Source organism: Candidatus Alcyoniella australis, assembly GCA_030765605.1.
GTDB classification, from domain to species: Bacteria; Lernaellota; Lernaellaia; order JAVCCG01; family Alcyoniellaceae; genus Alcyoniella; species Alcyoniella australis.
This window is the reverse complement of sequence record JAVCCG010000091.1, coordinates 57297-79209: the sequence shown is the minus strand read 5'-3', so window position 1 is coordinate 79209 and position 21913 is coordinate 57297. Positions and strand designations below refer to the sequence as shown.

17 protein-coding genes are annotated in these 21913 nt (G+C 64.1%); 4 read left to right on the top strand and 13 right to left on the bottom strand.

Going from position 1 to position 21913, the window contains the following annotated elements:
* Window positions 1-2 precede the first annotated feature (2 nt).
* Complete coding sequence (locus P9M14_10040) at window positions 3-1046, bottom strand: hypothetical protein (protein MDP8256080.1); 1044 nt, start codon at window positions 1044-1046, stop codon at window positions 3-5.
* A gap of 165 nt (window positions 1047-1211) precedes the next feature.
* On the opposite strand from P9M14_10040, the gene P9M14_10035 reads away from it, so the two are divergent.
* The 4 genes from P9M14_10035 to P9M14_10020 all read left to right on the top strand — a co-directional run bounded on the left by P9M14_10035 (window position 1212) and on the right by P9M14_10020 (window position 6145).
* Window positions 1212-2471, top strand: coding sequence for a glutamate-5-semialdehyde dehydrogenase (locus tag P9M14_10035; protein MDP8256079.1), 1260 nt, complete (start codon window positions 1212-1214; stop codon window positions 2469-2471).
* A gap of 2 nt (window positions 2472-2473) precedes the next feature.
* Entirely contained in the window at window positions 2474-3115 is a 642-nt protein-coding gene (gene nadD, locus P9M14_10030; GenBank protein MDP8256078.1) for a nicotinate-nucleotide adenylyltransferase, read from the top strand.
* Window positions 3116-3145: 30 nt separating this feature from the next.
* The gene (locus P9M14_10025; GenBank protein ID MDP8256077.1) at window positions 3146-4555 is read left to right on the top strand and encodes an aspartate ammonia-lyase; all 1410 of its coding nucleotides are present in this window, start codon (window positions 3146-3148) and stop codon (window positions 4553-4555) included.
* Window positions 4556-4636: 81 nt separating this feature from the next.
* On the top strand, window positions 4637-6145 hold the full coding sequence (locus tag P9M14_10020) for a hypothetical protein (GenBank protein MDP8256076.1): 1509 nt from the start codon (window positions 4637-4639) through the stop codon (window positions 6143-6145).
* Between the two features lies 1 nt (window position 6146).
* Here P9M14_10020 and P9M14_10015 read toward each other — a convergent pair whose 3' ends face one another.
* From P9M14_10015 to P9M14_09960, 12 genes are all read right to left on the bottom strand, one after another.
* Entirely contained in the window at window positions 6147-7415 is a 1269-nt protein-coding gene (locus tag P9M14_10015) for an Nramp family divalent metal transporter (GenBank protein MDP8256075.1), read from the bottom strand.
* A gap of 15 nt (window positions 7416-7430) precedes the next feature.
* Window positions 7431-8711, bottom strand: coding sequence for a CBS domain-containing protein (locus tag P9M14_10010; protein ID MDP8256074.1), 1281 nt, complete (start codon window positions 8709-8711; stop codon window positions 7431-7433).
* A gap of 244 nt (window positions 8712-8955) precedes the next feature.
* Window positions 8956-9684 (bottom strand): hypothetical protein, encoded by a 729-nt coding sequence (locus tag P9M14_10005; GenBank protein ID MDP8256073.1) that lies wholly within the window; start codon window positions 9682-9684, stop codon window positions 8956-8958.
* 23 nt (window positions 9685-9707) lie between these two features.
* Window positions 9708-11864, bottom strand: a complete 2157-nt coding sequence (locus tag P9M14_10000) for a response regulator (protein ID MDP8256072.1) — start codon at window positions 11862-11864, stop codon at window positions 9708-9710.
* Between the two features lie 100 nt (window positions 11865-11964).
* A complete protein-coding gene (locus P9M14_09995; GenBank protein MDP8256071.1) occupies window positions 11965-13710 on the bottom strand; it encodes an alkaline phosphatase family protein in 1746 nt (581 codons plus the stop codon).
* Window positions 13707-15449, bottom strand: coding sequence for an alkaline phosphatase family protein (locus P9M14_09990; protein ID MDP8256070.1), 1743 nt, complete (start codon window positions 15447-15449; stop codon window positions 13707-13709). Before P9M14_09990 ends, P9M14_09995 begins: the two co-directional genes overlap by 4 nt.
* A gap of 43 nt (window positions 15450-15492) precedes the next feature.
* On the bottom strand, window positions 15493-16545 hold the full coding sequence (mtnA, locus tag P9M14_09985; GenBank protein MDP8256069.1) for an S-methyl-5-thioribose-1-phosphate isomerase: 1053 nt from the start codon (window positions 16543-16545) through the stop codon (window positions 15493-15495).
* An 18-nt stretch (window positions 16546-16563) separates the two neighbouring features.
* Window positions 16564-17139, bottom strand: coding sequence for an outer membrane beta-barrel protein (locus P9M14_09980; GenBank protein MDP8256068.1), 576 nt, complete (start codon window positions 17137-17139; stop codon window positions 16564-16566).
* Between the two features lie 4 nt (window positions 17140-17143).
* Entirely contained in the window at window positions 17144-18577 is a 1434-nt protein-coding gene (gene gatB, locus P9M14_09975; GenBank protein MDP8256067.1) for an Asp-tRNA(Asn)/Glu-tRNA(Gln) amidotransferase subunit GatB, read from the bottom strand.
* Window positions 18574-20055 (bottom strand): Asp-tRNA(Asn)/Glu-tRNA(Gln) amidotransferase subunit GatA, encoded by a 1482-nt coding sequence (gene gatA / locus P9M14_09970; protein MDP8256066.1) that lies wholly within the window; start codon window positions 20053-20055, stop codon window positions 18574-18576. The genes gatB and gatA overlap by 4 nt, the downstream gene beginning before the upstream one ends.
* Window positions 20052-20342, bottom strand: coding sequence for an Asp-tRNA(Asn)/Glu-tRNA(Gln) amidotransferase subunit GatC (gatC, locus tag P9M14_09965; GenBank protein ID MDP8256065.1), 291 nt, complete (start codon window positions 20340-20342; stop codon window positions 20052-20054). Before gatC ends, gatA begins: the two co-directional genes overlap by 4 nt.
* Window positions 20339-21886 (bottom strand): tetratricopeptide repeat protein, encoded by a 1548-nt coding sequence (locus P9M14_09960; GenBank protein MDP8256064.1) that lies wholly within the window; start codon window positions 21884-21886, stop codon window positions 20339-20341. Before P9M14_09960 ends, gatC begins: the two co-directional genes overlap by 4 nt.
* Window positions 21887-21913 lie beyond the last annotated feature (27 nt).

The window sequence follows — 21913 nt, the reverse complement described above, 5'->3', positions numbered from 1 at the left end:
CTTTAATCCAGGGTCGCGATGTGGACCAGGCCGTTGTTGTTTACCAGCAGCTCGCCGTCCATCCCGGCCACGGCAAAGGTCGCGGAGCAACCTTCGCCCGTAGTGGGCTGGAAGTTGAACGCGGCGTCGGGGATCATCTCGAGCAATTTGACGATCTCGCGTTGGGCAACCGCCTTGGGCCGCTGGTCCTGCCAACCCTGGCAGATGTAGCCGCGCATGATTTTGGAGACCAGCGCGCGGCACAGCTCGGGCGAGCCGAAAACGTCGAGGCCGATCAGTTTACCGCGATACGACACGGCCACGCCCACGGTGCCCGCGGGCAGCTTGGGTTCGATGAAACGATCGTAGTGCTCGATCAGCTTGGCGTTGGCCTCCAGGCCGGTGAGCTCCTGCACGCTGCGCGATGGCGCGGCCGCGCTTTGATCCTGCAGGTTGCGGTCGATGTCGGTCCAGACCTCGGACTGGCTGAGCTTGCCGACCACGGCCTTGCGCGTACTGGGGTTGGCCACCCAGCCGCCCGAGCCGAAGTCCTGTTTCTCGCCGTAGGTCCAGCGCTGCTGTTCGCCGCAGTAGACCGGAACCGCCAGGGCGGACGTCTTGGGCGGTACCAGCGTGTCCTGCCGGATGATGCGGTTCTGGCGTCCGCCGACCACGACCTCGCCGGCCATCAGCAGCACGCGTTTGGGCCCGGTGTTGCTCACCTCGAGTGTCGAGACGTTGCCGCCTTGATATTCGGCGATCTGCAGCCAGCCTTTTTCCAGAGCCTGGTCCATGCTGATCACGTCGCGGGCCTGATTCAACGAGCGCTTGCGCAGGGGATAGACCTGCAGCGGACCGAGCTTAATTCCGGCGTCGACCTTTATGCCCTCCAGGGCGTTCTCGACTATCTGCGATGCGTCGCAGAAATTTACCGGCTCGGGAGGCAGGATCCGTTGCTGGGAGATCGGCTCGGCCTGGCCCTGCTCGACGTACGCGCCGAGGCAAATCAGGCTGCTGATTACGATCAACGCCGCCAGCGCGCCGAACCTATTGAACCAGCCAAGCATGAGACCCTCCTGATTGCGTTTGGGACCTGGTGAAAAAGACAGCGCGGTCGTGGACAAAGTTCCGCGCTGTGTCGATTTATTCCGGCGCTCGCTGCCCTGCGGTCGATTGTGATAAGTTCCAAAGAGGTTTTGCTTTATATCCAATGTGCGGGTCAGGAGGTTTTGATGAGCAATACCAAACAGATTGTCGAGGCAATTCTGCAATCGGCGCGTGCGGCCGCCGTGCCGCTGGCCAACGCTTCAACCGCAGTCAAGAATAAGGCTCTGCGTAGCGCTGCCGAGGCCTTGATGGACAACCAACGCGCCATCGAGATCGCCAACGCCGATGACCTTGAGGCCGGGCGCAAGGCCGGTCTCTCGGCGGCAATGCTCGACCGTCTGATGCTCAACGAGGGACGGATCGCCGAGCTGGCCCAGAGCCTGGAAGACGTGTCCAAGCTGCCCGACCCCGTGGGCCGCACCGTGCGCTCCTGGACCCGGCCCAACGGGCTTAAGGTCAGCCTCAAGCGCATCCCCCTGGGCGTGATCGTGATGATCTTCGAATCGCGGCCCAACGTGACCACCGACGCCGCGGGCCTGTGCCTCAAGAGCGGCAACGTAGTGGTGCTACGCGGGGGCAAAGAGGCGTTGCAATCCAACCTGGCGCTGGCCGCGGCCGTGTCCCAGGGAATCGAATCGGCCGGCCTGCCGCGCGAGGCGGTGCAGGTGCTGCCGATCCGCGACCGCGCCGCTGTCAAACTACTGGTGCAGGCCGACGGCCTGGTCGACCTGGTGATCCCGCGCGGCGGCGAGGGGCTGATCAGACGAGTGGTGGCAGAGGCGCACGTGCCGGTGCTCAAGCATTACAAGGGCGTGTGTCACGTCTACCTGCACGCCGACGCCAAGGTCGGCGACTCGCGGCGGATCGTACTCAACTCCAAGGTGCAGCGTCCCGGCGTGTGCAACGCGGCCGAGACGCTGTTGGTGCACGCCAAGGCTGCCAAGCGCGTGCTGCCGTCGCTGGCCGCGGCACTGCGAGAGGCGGGCGTGGAGTTGCGCGGCTGCAAGCGCACCCGCGAGCTGGCGCCTTTTGCCAAACGCGCCAAGGCCGACGACTACGGCCGCGAATTTCTCGACCTAGTGCTGGCGGTCAAGGTCGTGGACTCGCTTGACGAGGCGATCGACCACATTCGGCAATACAGCTCGGACCATACCGAGGCGATTATCACCAACGATGCCCAGGCGGCCGAGCGCTTTCTCAACGAGGTTTGCAGCTCGACCGTGCTGCACAATGCCTCGACCCGTTTTGCCGACGGCGGCCAGCTGGGGCTGGGCGCGGAGATCGGCATTAGCACCAGCCGGCTGCACGCCTACGGGCCGATGGGGCTCGAGGCGCTGACCATCCCGCGGTTCGTGGTTCGCGGCCAGGGCCAGATCAGGGGGTGAGCATGCGGTTGGGCGTGTTCGGCGGGACCTTTGACCCGCTGCACATTGCGCACCTGATCTGCGCGCGCCACGTTGCCAACGCCGCGCACCTGGATCGCCTGCTGCTGATACCGAGCAACGTGCCGCCGCACAAGCACTCGCGCACTGCCAGCCCCGGAGCGTTGCGTATGGAGATGATCGAACGCTCGATCGTCGACGATCCGCTGCTCGAGGCCTGCAACGTCGAGATCGACCGGCAGCCGCCGAGCTACTCGCTGGACACGGTGCAACAGCTCGCAAAGCGCTATCCACAGGCCGATCTCTTCTTTATCATCGGCGCGGATGCTTTTTCCGAGATCAACACCTGGCATCGCTGGCAGGAGCTGATCCAGAGCATTGACTTCCTGCTGCTGGGCCGTCCCGGGAGCGAGTTCGAATCGCCCGAAAAGGCCGTGCCCGCCCTGGCAAGGCAGTATGCGCCACTACCCGGCGAGCCCGCGGCCTGGCGTCACGTCTCGGGCCGGACCGTGCGCCGGATCGACGCGCCGCTTTTACAAATCAGCTCGTCCGAGGTGCGGCGGCGGGTGGCGGCGGGTGAACCGATCCGCTACATGGTGCCCGACCCGGTGCTGCAAATCGTCCAGCGCGAGGGGCTCTACCGCTGACGCGAACGTGTAAATCCAGGAGGAAAAGTCATGGCCGGGTTTCGCACTGAGAAGGATTCGTTGGGCACGAAAAAGGTGCCGCAAAAAGCCTACTACGGGATCAACGTGGCGCGGGCCGTGGAGAATTTCCAGATCTCGGACGAGCGCCTGCCCCAGGCCTTGATCCGGGCGCTGGCGCTGATCAAGCAGGCCGCGGCGTACGCCAATGCCGAGACCGGACTGCTCGACCGCAAGCGCGCCGACGCCATTGCTCGCGCGGCGGACGAAGTGGCCGACGGAGCGCTGGCCGAACAGTTCGTGGTCGACGCGTTCCAGGCCGGGGCCGGAACCAGCCAGAACATGAACGCCAACGAGGTGATCGCCAACCGCGCCAACGAGCTGCTGGGCGGCAAACGCGGCGACTACCAGCTGGTGCATCCCAACGACCACGTGAACATGGGCCAGTCGACCAACGACGTTTTTCCCACGGCGATGCGTGTCTCGGCGCTGCTGATGTTGCCCGAGCTGCTTGAGTCCCTCGACGAGCTGGCCTCGCAGCTCGCGGCCAAGGGCCGGGAGCTCAAGTCGGTGCTCAAGTCGGCCCGCACCCATTTGCAGGACGCGGTGCCCGTGACCCTGGGCCAGGAGTTCGCGGCCTACGCCGCGGCAGTGAGCAAAAGCAGGCGCCGCATCCAGCGCGCGTCCGAGGATCTGTACAACCTGGGCATCGGCGGGTCGGCGGCCGGAACCGGGATGAACACCCATCCGCGCTATCGCAAGTTGATCGTCAAGCGACTTTGCGAACTGACAGGGCTGAGGCTCAAAGCCGCGCCGGACATGCGCGAGGCCATGCAGAGCCAGGCCTGTATCGCCGAACTGAGCTCGGCCCTACGCGGCTACGCGCTCGAGCTGGGACGGATCGCCAACGACCTGCGGCTGCTCGGCTCGGGCCCGACCACCGGTCTGGCAGAAGTGCGGCTGCCCGCGGTGCAGGCCGGCAGCTCGATCATGCCCGGCAAGGTCAACCCGGTGATCGCCGAATGTACCAACATGGTCTGCTTCCAGGTGATCGGCAACGACCTGACGATCAACCTGGCGGTCAGCGCCGGACAGCTCGAGCTCAACGTGATGATGCCGGTGATGATCCACAACCTGTTGCGCTCAATGCAGATCTTGGGCGCGACCTCGCGCAACCTGGCGCAGCGCTGCATCGCCGGGATCGAGGCCGACGTTGAGCGCTGCCGTGCATACGCCGAGGGCTCGATGGGCATGGCCACGGCCCTGGCGCCCTACGTGGGATATCTCAAGGCCGCGGAGGTGGCCAAGCGCAGCCAGGCCCAGGGGCGCAGCATCGCCCAGCTCGCCGCCGAGCTCGATGGAATCGACCGCAAACAATTGGATAAGATCCTCGACGCGGCGAGCCTGACCCGACCGGGCATTCCCGGCAAGAAGCTCAAGTAACGCGTGGCTTGGACGTTTCTGTACGGATTAGCGCGGCGCCTGCGTGAGGGAACGCTGGTCGACCACTTGGCGCTGGCGGGCTTGGCCGCATTAATCGTCTGCTGTTGGCTGGTCACAATCGATGAACGTAGTGAGTTGGCCGGGGCCGACGAGAGCCACTACCTAATCCATTCCACCATGTTTTCCCAACGGCTGGACCAGGGCAAGGATTTTCTTGTTTTGGCGATGAACGCCGGGATCGACCGTGGTCCGTTGATCTTTGCCCTGAGCGGAGCGATCGTTTCTTGGGAGCAGGGGAGTTCGATCGATCGGTTGCGTGGCCTGAACCTTCCCGCCTGGGTGGCCCTGTTATGGGCGGTTTATTTTCTGGCCCGGCCGCTGGTCGGCCGCGCCTGGGCCCTGTTGGCCGCTATGGTGAGCGGGCTTGCCCCGGCCACATGGGAGGTCGGCGGGTTTTTCAATTACCACATACTTGAGGCGTTGCTCTATAGCGCGACCCTGGTTCTGCTGATACGTAGTCGAGGACTTACCAAGTTTGGCTATAGTTTCTCCGCCGGGATCTGTGCCGGGTTGATGCTGCTCTCGGCCCATGCCTTTCCACTACCGATGCTGTTGCCGCCGCTGATGCTGTGCGCAGTCTGGGGCTTGCGCACCAAGGGGATCGAGCTGACTGCACGCGGTTTGCTGCTATTCGTGCTGCCGGCCTATGTGATTGCTCGACTCTACATACGATATTATTACAACGAGAGCATCTCCATGGGTGTGGGCTACATGGAAGGCGGACTGGGCGAGATGCAGCTCTCGTTGTGGGCCTACTTGCGCGTGCTGCTCCTGGAGATGCAGCAGCCGGTGATCGGTCTGCTGGGCCTGCTGTTGCTACCCATAGCCCTGCTGGCCGGACGACGCGATTGGTCGACATGGATCCTGGCGCTGGCCGGGCTGCCGCCGCTGCTGTGGATGAGCATGTTCGGCCCGATGGAGCAGGTGTTCAATCCGGGTTACCTGTTTCCCGTGCTGCCGCCGCTGATCGTAATGCTGGTGGTCGGGGCTCATGCGCTCCCGAGCGCAACAGCCCGGCGTGTGATGTATTTTGGGATACTGGGGGTAGCGCTCATCGGCTGGAGCTTGAATTTGATCCACGGACCAAAAATCAGCAATCCGATGGCCCATCACACCAGTGCGCCTGCCTACGGCGAACCCTGTGAACGCCTGAGCCAAAGGCTGTCCGGCCTGGAGGGGCGAGCCGCAATCTACTTTATCAGTTACAAAGAAGAGCATGGGTTCACGGCACTCGATCTCTTCGCCTGCACAGGCTTGGTCCGTCCGGACCTAAATGCACTTATGGCCGAGCCTCTGAATTGGGTTCGTCAACCTGATGCTCCGGTCGAGATATGGGCGGTGGCTAAGCAACGGGGCAGTGAGAAGGGCAGCAGAAAAATTCTGGATCGGACGCATCGAGAGACCGTGATGGCGATCGACAATTCGGCCGGTTTCAAACAGCTTAGGCCGACCATTGAGATCGATCGCTTCATGCTGGACGACTCGATCCAAGCCGTACTGTTGGCCGACCCCGGGCTGTTCAGCGAATGATTTAGATCTCGTCCCCCGGGAGCAGCAGCGGCATGATCACCGCGGTGATCGTCAGCAGGGCCGTTGCACCGCAGATCAGGTAGCAGATCCAGTTGTAGAAGCGGGAATTGACCCGCTTGCCCATCAGCTTGGGGTCGTTGATCAGCCGCAGCATGAACACCAGCACCACGGGCAGCACCACGCCGTTGATCACCTGGCTGATGTACATCACCGCGATCAGGTTGATCGACTGGAAGAGCACGAACCCCGCGCCGATTACGATCAGCACCGTGAACAGCACGTAGAACTGCTTGGCCTCGCCAAAGCTCTTGCTCAGCCCCGATTCCCAGCCGAAGCCCTCGCAGATTGTGTACGAGGTGGACAGCGGCAGGATGCTCGCGGCGAACAGGCTGGCATTAAGCAGGCCCACGGCGAACAGCAGCCCGGCCCACTTGCCGGCGATCGGACCCAGGGCCTTGGCCGCGTCGGCCGCGGTCTCGACGCTGATCCCGTGCTTGTACAAAGTCTCGCTGGAGACGATCACCATGAACACCGCGACGATCATTACCGCGATGCAGCCGGTAATCGTGTCGATCTTGGACAGCCGGTAGTTGTCGATGTGCACGCCCTTCTCGGCGACCGAGGACTGCTGGTAGAACAGCATCCAGGGCGTGACCGTGGTGCCTAAAAGGGCGATGAGCATCACGATGTAGTTGCGGTCGGGCAGGATGCGCGGCACGAGCAACGCGCGGGCCACCTCGCCCGGATCGGGTTTGACGATGATTCCGGCGGCGATGTAGCTGAGGTAGAACAGCGCCGCGGCAAGGAAGACCTTTTCGATGGTCTTGTAGGTCCCCCGCAGCACCAGCGCCCAGATCGCCAGCGCGGCGATCGGCACGGCCACGATCCGCGCGATGCCGAACAGCTCGGCGGCCGCGGCCACTCCGGCGAACTCGGCGGCGATGATCGTCAGGTTGGTCAGCAGCAGGCCGCTCATCAGCGCGAAAGTGATCTTCACGCCGAAGCGCTCGCGGATCAGGTCGGAGAGCCCCTTGCCCGTGACCACGCCCATGCGGTTGGCCATTTCCTGGACCACGATCAGCGCCACGCACAGCGGTACGAAGATCCACAGCGTTTCCAGGCCGAAGTCCGCACCGGCGCGCGTGTGGGTCGCGATGCCGCCCGCATCGTTCCCCGCGTTGGCCGTAATGATCCCCGGCCCGAGCACCGAGAGGAACAGCAGCGGCGTGCGCAGCCTGGAGGAGATCAGTGAGCGGATCGAGACCAGCATGGAACTGTACCGCTGCTAGGCCGCGTCCTTGTCAAAGTAGGGCAGCAGGTCGTCGAAGGAGTTGCGTAGGTCGATCACTCCCAGGATTCTGCCGCCCCCGTCGAGCACCGGGCAGGCGAGGAACGAGTACTTCTGGAAGGTCTCGGCGACCTTGCGCACGCTGGTCCCCGGTTCGACCGCCACCAGCCGCGTTGACATCAGCTTATTCAGGGCCTGGTCGCGCCCGCTGGTCAACAGCTCGCGTAGCGTAACGACCCCGGTCAAGCGTCCGGCGCCGTCCACCATGTAGATGTAAAAGATCATGTCGATCTCGCCGGCCAGCGTACGCAGCTCGTCCAGGGCCTGACCCACGGTCGCCCGCGGGTGCAGTCGGATGAACTCGTTGGTCATCAGGCCGCCGGCCGAGCGCTCGTTGTATTGGATCAGCTCCTGGATCTGTTCGCGCTCGGCGGGCTGCATCGCGGCGATGATCTGCTGCGATTGCTCCGAGTGCAGCTGGCTGAGAATGTCCACCGCCTCGGCCGGGTCCATCTGTTCGATGATGTCCGCGGCGGTCTCGGGTTCGAGGTGCGAGAAGACCTTTTTCTGGACGTCCTCCTCGGTCTCCTCGAGCACGTCGGCGGCATCCTCCACGCTCAGGGTGCGCACCACGGCCATCTGCTCGTCGCGGTCCAGATCCTCAAGGATGTCGGCCATCTCGCCGGGGTGCAGCTGCTTCATCTGCGCCTGCTCGACCTTGAGTCGGATCGCCCCGGTCCCCTCGGTCTCGGCCAGCGGCTGAACCACTTTCCAGTTGACCAGGTCGTCGCGCATCTCGCGGCGCAGTATTCCGCGGGTCAGCCGCCGCACACTGCTCTCAAATCCCAGCCGTCGCAGCAGCCCGGTCAGCCCGACGTCGACGTGGACGATCCACGGGCGGTCGGAGATCAGCATGTGTACGTCGTTGACCCGCTCGACCTTGGCGCCGTCGACGTCGACGATCTGTTTGTCGAGCAGCACCTCGCGTACCCGGAAGTCGTTGTCCGACAGCTGTCCGTCCAACGGTTCGGGATGATGGTCGGTGGTCAGCTCGCCGGACTCGAACTGGGCCGGAGAGAAAGCAATGGACGGCAAATAGAATTCGCGGCCCTTGTTGCGCAGCACGATCCCTTTGACCGGCGGGTAGGGGAACTCGCCGCTGGGCAGCTCGGCGACCAGGTCCCAGACGCGCCCGAGCTTGCGGTCCGAGTGATCGTGTATGGTTCTGCCCAGGATCTCAGAGAAGTACTTGAAGCCCACAGCATTGGACTGAGCCATGACATCCCCCCGTGCCTGGATCGATATCCGGCGCAGAGAACGGGCCTATTCAGTTGTGGCTGATGTCGATCGCGAAGGGATCAGGGACGGACGGTGTGGCGGACCGCCCCGATGCCCGTAAGCAATCGGCAGCTACTTCCAGGACTAGGTCCGTCGTCCATTTACGTTTATCCCTCGTGCGTTGTGCACATTGTATATGCGGGGAGGGAATATACCGCCGCCGGGTGCGGCGGTCAAGGGCGATTCAGCGCCTGTGGCGCGGGATCAGGTCGTCGTCGTCCTCGTCAACAAGGCCCAGGACCGAGCCTTTGGACGGGGTGTTGCGTTCCGAGTTTCTGCGCTGGGGTTTGAGACGGCGTTCCTTGGCGATCAGCTTGGAAACCTTCTCTTCGCCGATCATCTTGGTCACCGCTCGTTCCAATGCCAGCAGGTCGTCGAGCAACGACATGTTCTTGTCGAACTGGCCGCGCAACTGCTTGATCGCTTTGAGCACCTCGCCCGAGTCGTGGGCGGCTATCGGATCATCGTAACTGTCGCCTTGCATCGAGCTCTGGAGTTGGGACACCGACTCCAGAACCTTGCCCTGCATCTCGTCCAGCTGCCGGTGCAGTGCAGCCAGCCCCTTTCCCGTGCGGTCGAGATCGGGCTTTATCGCGCCCAGCGTCTTATTGGCCTCTTCGGTTACGCTACGCTGGGCCTGAAGTCCGGCACGCAGTTGGTCGGCTACCCCGGTCTCCATGCCGGACATCGATTTGAGCGAGCGTTTGACCCGGCGTGAGATGCGGAAGTTCTGAATGACGCTCACCAGCATCAGCGTGGTGGTCAGGCAGACCACCAACAGCAGCAGCGGGTCCTGGATATCGGATGTTCCGGCGGGCCACCAGGAGGGCATATTGAACGAGAACCATCCCGAATCGGTGGCCTCGACGAATCCGTTGATCAATGATTGTACTTGGGTTGCTTGCTCGGCCAACTTGGGCACCCCTGGAAGACTGCCTAGTTTTTAACCTTGCCTTTAAGCCAGCGCGCGAGTCTTTCTTTGGCCGTCTTGGGCTCCTCGGCCTTTTGGGCCTCGAGCTTGATCAGCCGCAGTTCGCGCAACGCGTCCACGCAGTTGGGATTGCAGATCAACGCCTTCTCGAACTGCTTCTCTGCAAATTCCTTGAGTCCCTGATCTTTGTAGACATGGCCGAGGTAGAGGTAGGCCTTCTCGGCCCGCGGATTGATCGTCACGGCGCGGTTGAGGAACTCGCGGCCCTGGAACATGTAGTCGGCGAGATCTTCCTTGGATTTTTTCTGGACCTCTTCGGTCTCCTCGGTGTCGCGCTCGCGGGGGACGTTGTACAAGGCCCAACCCAGGTGCGCGAGGTATTCGGCCTCGCTGGGGCTGATCTCGGTGGCCTTGCGAAAGACCTCCGAGGCCTTGAGATAGCGACGTTCCTTGACCAGCGCCTGTCCCTCTTGGAATAACCGCTCGGCCATGATGATCTTTTTTACGCCCTCGATGCGCGAGTCGGTCTTGGGCGCCTCCTCCTCCTTGCCCTTGATCTTGGCCAGGTAGGAGTCGATGTGCTTTTGGGTTTGCAGCGCCTCGTACGATTTGAGCACCCGGCGGAAGATTTCCTCGACCCGATCGCGAACATCTTTGCTGGCCTTGCCGAAGAAGCGGTCGGGGTGGAAATCCTTGGCCAGCCGATGATAGGCCGCGCGCACGTCGCTCTCGGTCGGTTCCTCGTCGCCGATCCCCAACACCTCGAAATGGTTGTCCGATTGCACCCGCTGCCACATCGCGTAGACCTTACGCCGGACCTGCGCCTCCTCGGTTGTCGGCTCCTCGGCGCCCTTCTCAACAACTTGCTTTTTAGGCTTTGCCGTGGGTGCGGATTCGGCCGGCTGTTTGGCGTCGGGCTCGGGAGGCGTATCGTCTTTGGGGCTGGGGGTCGGCCGGACCGATTGTTCTTCGTCGCCGGGCTTGGTTGCCGCAGCGCGGAACTCGATCATTCCGGCAGCCCACAATGCGTAGATGATCTGATATGAGCGTTGCATGTCCAGGCCGGAAGTCGCCATCACGTTGGACAGAGCCTGGGTGCCGTCGATCGCGTCGAGCATCCGGCTCTCGGTCGGAGTCAGCTCGAGGTCTTGCAGGCGGTAGAACAGGTCCGAACCCAGGGCAACGTACTGATCGTCGTGGGGCTCGATCAGCGGCAACAGCCGGTTCATATCGTAGTGTCGCCTGACACCCTCGTTGATCACGTTGGCCACGGACATATCGATCTGGGAGATGTCGCCGGTGATCGTGGGATCCTCGACAAAGCGGTAATTGCCGCTGCGCCAGGAGAAGATCTCGAACAGCTTTTCGCGCATTTGCAGTCGGAGGTAGTAGACCAGCTCGTTGGGAGTCAGCTCCCCCATCTCGATCAGGATCGTGCCCTGCAGCCGGTTGGCGGTCTTGAGTCGTTCCACCGACTCGGCGCAGATCTCGGGGGTGATCTTGCGCAGACGGACCAGGAAGTTGCCGAAGTACTCCGACTCGATATTGGTCGAAACCGAGACCGGATAGCCTTCTTTAATTGCTACTTCTTTCTCGATGCCGTCGGTCTGGATATTGAGCGAGCCGGTCTTGTTCAGCACGTAGAGACTGTGCAACAGCTGGGGGAAGGGGATTTTGTCTAGATCGCCTTCGAGCAGCACGTTGGGCTCAAGGACCCCGGGGTCCTCGGTCTTTTCGCTCGACGCCTGCTGGGCCTGTTCCTGCTCGTTCTCGTCCTCGACCTGAGCGTCCCCCTCACCGATGAACGAGTAGATCTTTTCCAGCAGCTTGCTCAGCTGAAACGGTTTTTCGACGAAGTCGTCGGCGCCGTATTTCTGACGGGCATCGGCTTGAAGCTTGTAGCTTTTGTAGATCGCGCTCATCAGGATCACGGGCGTGCTGCTGTTCTCGCCTTCCTTGATTTTACGACAGACTTCCCAACCGTTCATCTTGGGAAGCAGCACGTCGAGCAGCACAAGATCGGGCCGGAGTTCCTCGAATTTGGTCAAGGCATCCTCGCCGTTTTTAGCGACGATGGTTTCGTAGCCTTTGGAGTTGAACGAGGCGTACAGAATCTGGCCGATGTTTTTGTCGTCATCCACGACGAGAATGCGCTTGGGCATTCGATTCGCTCCTATTAACGCTTGGTACGGGGCGCGATTACGCCAGAAGGGTCATAGTATACTGTCCACGGCTCGCCCGATGCAACGTGTTTGGCGCCTATCATTGTAAATATCCTAAACTCTTAAGCCGTTGCACCAACGCGGGATTAACGTCCTGGTCGCCGACCCGGCCGCCCTCGATGCTCAGCGGGTCGCGCTGGACCGGCGTGGTCTCGTAGGTCTCGACGCGGCGTATCGGGCTTTGCGCCAGCTTTCGCGGATCGAACGCCTCGGTCAGCACGCGGCCGTCCAAATCGTCGGCAACGGGCATGCCCAGCAGGTACAGGGCGGTCGGCGCGATGTCGACCAGTTCCGCGCCCTCGATCCGCGCCCCGGGCCTGACTTTGGGCCCGACGAGCAGCACCACGCCGTCGTCACCGCTGTGGTGCGTGCCCGAGAGGAACGAGGCGATTACCGCGTTGCTCTGCTCGGGCCGCTGCCGGTGGACCAGGAATTGTTGCATCTGATCCACACGCGGTGTGACGAGCACCGTTCGGCGGTCCAGCCGCCGAAGCTCGAGCAGTTCGAATTGTTCGCCCAACTCATCGCGTAGGGCGGACCCCAGCTGATCGATCCAGCCCGCCCCGCGCCAGATCGGCGCGCGCAAAACGAGCATCTCCAGCCCGATCCAGGCCTTTTCGGCCTGTTCGCGGTCGACGAAACGAGCCACGGGCGCGCTGCCCAGCTCCCAGCGCTGCGCGAACTCCAGTTTGCCGTAGGGCGTATCGTGCGAAAAAAGATCGCCCCCATCCTCGAGCACGCGGCGGTCCAGACCCAACGCCTCGAGGGTCCCCGGCCCGAGCAGTGCCTGATAGTACGATGCCTCGGGTTCGCCAAAGCCGTGGTCCGAGCAGATCAGCAGATGGCTGCCCGGGGGTCGGTTGCGCCAGATCTCGCCCAGGGCCGCGTCGGCCTTGGTCCAGGTGGCTGTCAGCGGGTCGTCCCCCTGCGGCGAGGGCACGGAATCGTCGGGTGCGAACAGCTCGGGGTGCCAGCGCCGCATCCAGCCCAGCATCCCCTGATGGCCCGCGGCGTCGGTCTCGATCGAGAGTATCAACGTCAGGTCGGTATGGCGTTTGCCCAGCAGGCAGGCCTTGAGGAACAGGTGCTCGAGCTCTTTATTGTCGGCCGATGTCGCGCAGCCCTGGAGGTTCAGTCCCTCGGGCAGCTCGTTGGGCTCCCAGGTCGGCACGTGCGGAATCCAGCCCCAGTCGCCGGCGGGCCGCACGCGGCAGAAGAAGAAGTCGTAGACCGCGATGGTCCGGCCGTAATCCCGCGCCATTTCCCAGATGCGCCGGACCTTGATCTCGCGCGGCTCAACGTTGATCGCGAACCACGACATCTGTTTGTCCGGAGTCACGCCGTGGACCACGGGCACGCGGCCGGTGGCGATGGTGGTCCAACTGGTGGGAGAGTAGGCGTAGTCGGTCTTGAGCACGCCCGCGGCGCCGCCGGCGAGCAGCCGCTCGAGGTTGGGCAGCAGCCCGGCTGCGATCAGCGGCTCGAGGATCCGCCAGTCGGCCCCGTCCAATCCGAGGATCACCAGTTCGTTGGAGTCCGGAGCGTGGGTCAGAGGCCGCGGCTCGACCGCAGGCACCCGCCTGGCCGGCAGCAGCTGATGGTCAAAGGGGCGCCAGCCTGGTTCCAGGCCGTTGACGATTGGGTCGGGATTGTCCAGGCCGACCTGCAACGCCTGGTCCGAGCATCCCCCGAGCAACCAGGCGCAGCCGAGCAAGAACACGGCGGTCGCGGCAGTTGTCCGGCGCGGAGTCGATGAATATCCGTTTACAGCCTGAAGACGGCTCATTGCAGATAGCCGATGCTGCGCAGCCGCTCCACGGTTTGCGGGTCCATTTCATCGACGCTGATTTCGAACGTCTTGATGCGCAGTGGATCGCGCTGCACCGGCGAGGTCTCGTGGGTCTGGATGAAACTCACGGGTTTGGCCTGCATCCGGCGCGGCTCGAACGCCTCGCTGAGCACCCGCCCCTCCATGTCGCGACCCACGGGCAGGCCCAGCAGGTAGAGCAGCGTGGGCGTGATGTCGAGCAGGTCGGCGTCGACGATGCGCGCGCCGGGCCTGACCCGCGGTCCGGCAATTAATACGATTCCTTGGTCGTCCGGATGGTGCTCGCCGGTCTGAAATATTACGTCGACAGCCGAGGTTCCTTCATCCCGGCCATGGATCAGGGTCCCGAGCAGTGCCTCCTTACGCGGTATGATCAGCAGCCTGCCCGATTCCTCGGGCTTGAGATCGATGCTCTTAACGCTGTGCGGCCCGAGGTCCAAACTCAGCGCCGCTCTGAGTTTGATGCGCCAGCCCTGGGGCGTGGCGCCGGTCGGGGTCAGCTCGAGCTGTTCCAGATGCAGCAGAATACTCTCCGGGTGCTCCGCGCCGGCCAAGTGCACTACGGGCATCTGGTCAATCCGATGGTGCAGTTTGACCCGTAGTGTGCCGAAGGGAGTCTGGGCCTTAACCCGGTCGCCCTGCTCGAGCTGTTCGCGTTTAAGGCCAAGGAAGTGCAGGAACGAATCGCTGAACGTGGCGTGCAGATCGTCGAGTTTGGGGATGCCGAAGCCGTGATCAGAGCAAATCACCATGTGGCTGCCCGGTGGGCGGTTGTGCCACAGCTCGCCCAGCCCGCGGTCGATCTCGATCCAGGTCGAGGTCAGCACGTCGTCGTTCGATTGCCTGGCCACCCTGACGTCATCCTGGAACAGGTCGGGTCGCCAACGCCTGAGCCAGGCGAACACTCCGCAGTGTGCGGCCGCGTCGGTCTCGGAGCAGAGGATTACAGTCAGGTCGGTGGACTTCTGCCCGAGAATGCAGGCCTTGGTGCGCAGCCGATCCGGGTCGCGCTCAGGGTCGTGTTTGGGACAATCGCCGAGCTTGATCTCGGGCGGCAGGTCTTTGCGGCCGCCCTGTATCGGCAGGTTGGGAATCCAGCCCCACGGCCCGTAAGGCCGCTTGCGGCAGAAGTAGTAATCGTAAACCGCGATGGTGCGATCATGCTCGCGGGCGATCTCCCAGATCCTGCGGACCTTGATTTCCTGAGGTTCGACGTCCATCGCGCCCCAGGCCTGCTCCACGTCGATGTCCGGGGTGATCCCGTGGACCTCGGCCGGTCGGCCGGTGGCGATTGTGGTCCAGCTGGTGGGGGAGTAGGCATGGTCGGTGCTGAGAATTCCAGCCGCGCCCACGGCCAACAGCTCGCGCATGTTCGGCAGCAGTCCGGCGTCGATCATCGGCCCGACGTAACGCCAGTCCGCGCCGTCGAGACCCAGCAAGATCACCTGATTGTCGTCCCGGCCGTATTTCAGAGCGTGGGGCGTTATCTGCGGCACCTCGCGCGGTAGGGTCTGATTATCGATCGGCAGCCGTCCCTCGAACTGCGAATGCATCGTTTGTAGCTCAAGGCTCTGGAGTTCGGCGTCATCGGCGAAAAAGCGTTGCTGCACGATGAAAAGCAGCACTAGGCCCAGCGCCAGCAGCACGGCCGAGGATATCAGCAGCCGACGATGTCTTAGCAGTGTTCTGATCAGCATCCGCGATGCGCATCCCGCATGGGTGTGGAGTAGCCGGTCGAGGTCAGCCCATTATAGCGGCCAGGGTCTCCTCGTTCGGTGGTCTGGCAAGGCCGCGCTCGGTAACGATTGCGGTGATCAATGCGGCTGGTGTGACGTCAAACGCCAAATGCGCAGCATCGGCGTCCGGCGGCGCAATGTATTGTCCGTTGATTTTGATCACCTCTTCGGCGCTGCGGCGCTCGATGGGGATCTGCTCCCCGCTTTGCAGAGAGAGGTCGATGGTCGAGGTCGGAGCCGCCACCAGGAACGGAATGCCGTGGTGCGCCGCGAGCACGGCCAGCGAGTAGGTGCCGATCTTGTTCGCCGTGTCGCCGTTGGCCGCGATGCGATCCGCGCCGACCACCACCAGTCCGATCTTGCCGCGGGCCATCATTGCGCCGGCGGTGTTGTCGCACAGTAATGTCACCGGGATCTTATCTTGCATCAGTTCCCAGACGGTCAGCCGCGAGCCCTGAAGGTAGGGGCGGGTCTCGTCGGAAAAGACGTGAATCGCCTTGCCCGCCTCGTGGGCCGCGCGGATCACGCCCAGGGCCGTGCCGTAGCCGCCGGTAGCCAGCGCCCCGGCGTTGCAGTGGGTCAGCACGCCCGCGCCCTGCGGCACCAACTCGGCGCCCAGCCGTCCCATGGCGCGGCAGGCGGCAACATCCTCGTCAAGGATCATCTGGGCCTCCTCGATCAGGGCCGCGCGCATCGCGTCCACGCCCTGCGGCGCCTCGCGCTGCGCCCGGCCGCGCATCCGCTCCAGAGCCCAGAACAGGTTGACCGCAGTGGGGCGCGTGGCGGCCAGCAGCTCGATCGCCGGATCGAGCTTTGCCAGCAACTGCACTCCGTCGTCCGCCTCGGTGGTGCAGGCGGCCAGGGCCACGCCCATTGCCGCGGTGATGCCGATCGCCGGCGCGCCGCGTACGACCATCGTGCGGATCGCGTCCGCTACTTGCTCGACGCTGGTGAAGTCGCGATAGACTTCGTCCAGCGGCAGCTTGAGCTGGTCGAGCAGAATTACGGCCGGACCGCCGTCACGCTTGTGTTTCCAGGCCACGGTGAAAAACGACATTGTGTAACACTCCGCCTTTTAGAACGCCGCCGAGAAGCCTGCCCCGCCCCCCACACCGTAGGACCAGTAGCCCTCGGAGAAGTCGGACACGTCCTGGATGATGTAGTTGGCGCCCACCGAGAAACCCAACGGCCCGGCGCTGATGTTCACGCCGCCGCCCGCCTGCAGCGAGGGCGATGCCTCCCACTGATCATCCCCCGCGAACCTCGAGAACGTAGTGCCGCCGCCCGCCGAGAGATAGGGGTTGATCGGGAAGTTCGGGGCCAGGTCCACGGTGGCCGTGAGCATCAGGGGGATGAATTCGACGCGGCGCGTGCCGTCGTGACCGCTGCGAGTATCCTCGACACCGTACTGGCCGTAACCCGTGGTCGCCATCAGCGAGAAGTAGTCGTTGAACTGGTATCCCGCGCCGACCTCGGCCAGCCAGCCGATGCCCTGGGTGTCGCTGCCCTGGTAGGCCGAAACGCCGAAGCTGACGATTACGTGCCCCTTGCGCTCCTTCTTTTCCGAGCGCGCCTGGGCGCTGCCCGCGCAGAGCAGCACGCTGATGCACAGCACGATGATCGTCGCCGATATTTTGGAAGGAAGCCTCATCGCATCACCCCCTAAGCTTGTCCTGGATAATCCGCCGCAGGGTCGCGGGATCGGCCTTGCCCTTGCTGGCGGCCATCGCCTGACCGATGAAGAAGCCGATCAATTTATCCTTGCCCGCGCGATACTGCGCGACCTGGCCCGGATTCGCCTCCAGCACCTGATCGGCCAGCCGCTCAAGCTGCGCCTCGTCGCTGATCACGCCCAGCCCGCCTTGTTCGACCAGCTGCGCGGGGCTGCCGCCTTGGTCCACGACCTGCTTGAAGACCTGTTTGGCGATCTTTCCGCTTATCGTACCATCGCCGATCATCCGGATCAGTTCGGCCAGGGCCTGGGGCGTCAATTTGAGCTGCGGCAGCTCCTCGGGCGTCGTCACCTCGCGCAGCACCTCGCTCATCACCCAGTTGGCAGCCGATTTGGGGTCGACGCCGCAGGCGGTTACCGCCTCGAAGTAGTCGGCCGTGGCCTTTTCCGCGCAAAGCAGCGCCGCGTCATCCGCGGATAGTCCCAGCCGCTTGCAAAAGCGCTCCTGCCGCTCCCAGGGCAGCTGGGGCAGCTCGTTGCGCATGCGTTCGATCCAGGGCTGGTCGACCAGCAGCGGCGGCAGATCCGGGTCCGGGAAGTAGCGGTAGTCGTGCGCCTCCTCCTTGGAGCGCATCGGCAAAGTGATGCCGCGCTCCACGTCGAACAGTCGCGTCTCGACTTCCACCGTGCCGCCCGCGTCGAGCAGCGCGGCCTGACGCTCGACCTCGAACTGCAATGCGCGCTGCACGTTGCGAAAGCTGTTGAGGTTCTTGATCTCGCTGCGCTTGCCAAGCTGGACTTGGCCCACGGGCCGTAGCGAGACGTTGGCGTCGCAGCGCAGCGATCCTTGCTCCATGTTGCCGTCGCAGACCCCGAGGTAGCGCAGCAGCCGCCGCATTTCGCGCATGTAGTTCGCGGCCTGCTCCGGGCTGGAGATCTGCGGCTCGCTGACGATCTCGATCAGCGGCACCCCGGTGCGGTTGAGGTCGACCAGGCTGTGCGAAAGATCGTGCGGCGGGTGGACATTCTTGCCCGCGTCCTCCTCGAGGTGGATGCGGTTGATGCCGATGCGAGCCGATTCGCCGTGCTCGCCAATGACGTTCAGTGCGCCGTCCCGGGCCAGCGGCAGCTCGTACTGGCTGATCTGGTAGCCCTTGGGCAGGTCGGGGTAGAAGTAGTTTTTGCGCGCGAACACCGAGCGCTGCGCAATGGAGCAATTCGTGGCCAGGGCGACCTTGAGAGCCATGCCCACCACCGCCTGGTTGAGCATTGGCAGCGATCCGGGCATGCCCAGGCAGACCGGGCAGACGTTGGTGTTTGGAGTCGCGCCGAATTGCGTGGAGCAGCCGCAGAAGATCTTGCTGCGCGTGCGCAGCTGCGCGTGCACCTCCAGGCCGATAACGGTTTCGTACTTCATCGCGCGTCCGCGTTTGGTTGAGCCATCGGCGGCGTACCCAGATGGTGTTGCGTGGCCGACTCCAGGGCGTCGCCGACCTTGAGCAGCGTCGGCTCGTCAAAGGGGCGTCCGATCAATTGCAGGCCTGCGGGCAGACCCTGGGCCATGCCGCAGGGCAGGCTGATCGCCGGCAGCCCGGCGAGGTTGACCGAGATCGTGTAGACGTCGGAGAGGTACATGGTCAGCGGGTCGTCCAGCCGTTCGCCGATACGAAACGCGGTGCTGGGGCTGGTGGGCGTGGCCAGCAGGTCGACCTGCTCGAAGGCCCGCAGGAAGTCGTTGCGGATCAGCGTGCGCGTGCGTTGGGCCCGGCCGTAGTAGGCGTCGTAGTAGCCCGAGCTCAGGGCGAAGGTGCCGAGCATGATCCGGCGCTTGACCTCGCGGCCAAAGCCCGCGGAGCGCGAGCGCATGTAGGTCCGGCGCAGGTCGTCGTCTTGGCAGCGCAGCCCGTAGCGCATGCCGTCGTAGCGCGCCAAATTGCTCGAGCACTCGGCCGGCGCCACGATGTAGTAGGCGGCAATCGCATATTGGGTATGCGGCAGACTCACGGGCAGCACTTCGGCGCCCAGCCCGCGCAGCACGTCCAGCGCCTCGCGCACCAGCTTCTCGATTTGCGGGTCGAGCCCGCCGACAAAGTACTCCTCGGGTACGCCGATCTTTAAGCCGCGCACGTCGTGGTCGCACGCCGCAATCAGATCGGGCAGCGGCCGGTCGGCGCACGTCGCGTCGCGCGTATCGAGTCCGGCGATCTGCTGCAACATCAGCGCCGCGTCGCGCACGCTGCGCGTCAACACTCCGGCCTGGTCCAGGCTCGAGGCGTAGGCCACGATGCCGTAGCGGCTGACCCGGCCGTAGGTCGGCTTGAGTCCGACAATGCCGCACAGCGCCGCGGGTTGGCGCACGGACCCGCCGGTGTCGGTCCCCAGGGCCGCCGGGCACAGCCGCGCCGCGATGGCGGCCGCGCTGCCGCCCGAGCTGCCGCCGGGCACGCGTTCGAGGTCCCAGGGGTTGCGCGTCGGGCCGAAGCACGAGGTCTCGGTCGAGCTGCCCATGGCGAACTCGTCCATGTTGGTCCGGCCCAGGAATACCGCGCCCGCGTCCTCGAGCCGCTGCGTGACCGTCGAGTGGTAGAACGGCACGAAGCCATCGAGGATCGGGCTGGCGCAGGTGGTTGGGCTGCCGGGCACGCAAAAGTTGTCTTTGACTCCCAGCGGCACTCCAGTCAGCGGCCCGCCCCGGCCCTGGTCGATCATCTGCTGGGCGCGCCGCGCCATCTCCAGCGCGCGTTCGGGCTCGAAACGGATGAAGCTGTTGAGCTGCGGGTCGAGCTGTTGCGCGCGTTCCAGCAGCGCCTGGGTCAACTCCACAGCGCCCAACCCACCGCTGTTTAGCAGCGCGGACGTCTGCGCGACGCCGAGGTTCCAGTAGTCGGTGCTCATTCGCTGATGATGCGGGGAACTAAGAACATCTGCTGTGCGTCGGCCGGGGCGTTGGCCAGCGCCTGCTCGTTGGTCGCGCTAGGCTGCGCCTCGTCGGGCCGCATTCGCGCGTCGAGCTCGAGCGGATGGCTGGTGGGCTCGATCTCGCCGAATTCAATCGACTCGAGCTTGGCTACGTAGTCCAGCACCTCGCCGATGTCGGCGGTCAGTTGGTCCAGCTCGTCGTCGGAGAGCTCGAGCCGCGCCAGCTCGGCCACGCGGTGCACGGTCGTGCGCTGGATACTCATCCGCCCGCGCGCAGTTCGGTGATGCGCTGCCTGATCTGGTCGGCGTCCGAGGCGCCCGGCGCCAGCTGCAGGTAGCGCTCGTAGTAGTAGATCGCCTTGCCCGAGCTGCCCATGCGCTGGTGGCAGATCCCCAAGCCGCGATAGGCCGAGGCGTGACCGGGGTTGTTGCCCAGCGCCTCGTTGAAGCGATCTAGGGCCGCGGAGTTGTTGCCCAGCGATAGGTAGGCGTAGCCCAGGGCCGTAGTCGCGTCGCTGCTCAGCGGCATGATCTGCTTGGCCGAGGCGAAGTAGTGCAGCGCCTCGGTGTAGCGGCCGGCGTTCATCGCCTCGCGGCCCTGGCGCATCAGCATGTTGAATTGATCGTGGCGGGCCAGGGCGTTGCCCGCGTCGCCCGGCTCGTAGTCGTCATCGGGCTCGGACGTGGGCTGGGCGAGTTTGGCGCGCCATTGCTCGATGGCGCTCTTGATCCCCGCGTGTTCGGGGTTGGTTTTTAACGCCGCTTCGCCGCGCTCAATGGCGGCCGCGTAGTCCTTGCCCTCGGCCAGCAGTTTGGCCAGCTCGAAGTTGGCCTGCAGGTTGGTTGCGTCGAGCTCCACCGCGCGCTTGAGGTGGTCCAGCGCCTCGCTGCTCTTGCCCCCGGCAACGTAGGCCAGGGCCGCGCTGAGGCGTTCCTCGGCGCGTTGCGGCCAAGCGTCGCGGTCGACCTCGATCAAAGGTTCGCCCAGGGCGACCAGTTGCTGCGCCAGTTCCAGCGAGCGCTCGGTTTCGCCCGATGCCAGGGCGCAGTAGAGCCGGGCTCTTGCGGCCACGGGCGCTTCGGTTTTGGCGGTCTGCGCCCGCTGGGAACTCTCGCAGACCCGTCCGACCAGAGCCTGATCCGTGCTCAGACGATTTTGCCAGAACAACGAGGCGGCCAGCCAGACCTCGATTGCGCCGTCGTCGGGCCGCGCCTTGGCCGCCGCGGCGAAAAGTTCGGCCGCGCGCTGGTAGGCCTCGGGCGTCCCGAGCTTGTACAGCTCCAGCGCCTGGCGCAGGTCGCCCTCGTTCTTGATCTGCTGCAAGTGTCGGACGTGGGTCGTGGTGATCTGCTGTTTAATCTCCGGCGCGCCCCAGGGCAGGTGGATCAGCCCCTGACGCCCGAGCACGGTCAGCCCGGCCAGGGAGATGATCACCACGATCAGCGTAAAGAGCAGGACCAGCTGGTTTCTGCTGCGCGACTTGAGCGTCTTGAGGGTGTGTTGAAACTCCTCTTCGGGAATCCCGTTTGCCTGATAGCGGTGCGTCTCGCGCGGTTGCGGGAAGTCCGACGAGGGCCGTGGCTCCGGTTGAACCTTCCGAGGCTGGGCAGCGCTCAAGGGCCGCGGGGCTGTCGCTGCCTCGCGCTCGAACTCGGCGGTCAGCTCGTCGCGGACCGGGTCCGGCGCGCTGGGTTGTGCGGTGAAGATCGTTCCGCATTTGGAGCAACGGGCCTTGAACGGACTGTCCGGAATCGCGGCGTCGCTCAGTTCGAAGACCGTGCTGCATGATGGGCATTGGAGACGCATAAACGTATTTTAACTCTATTCTCTAAT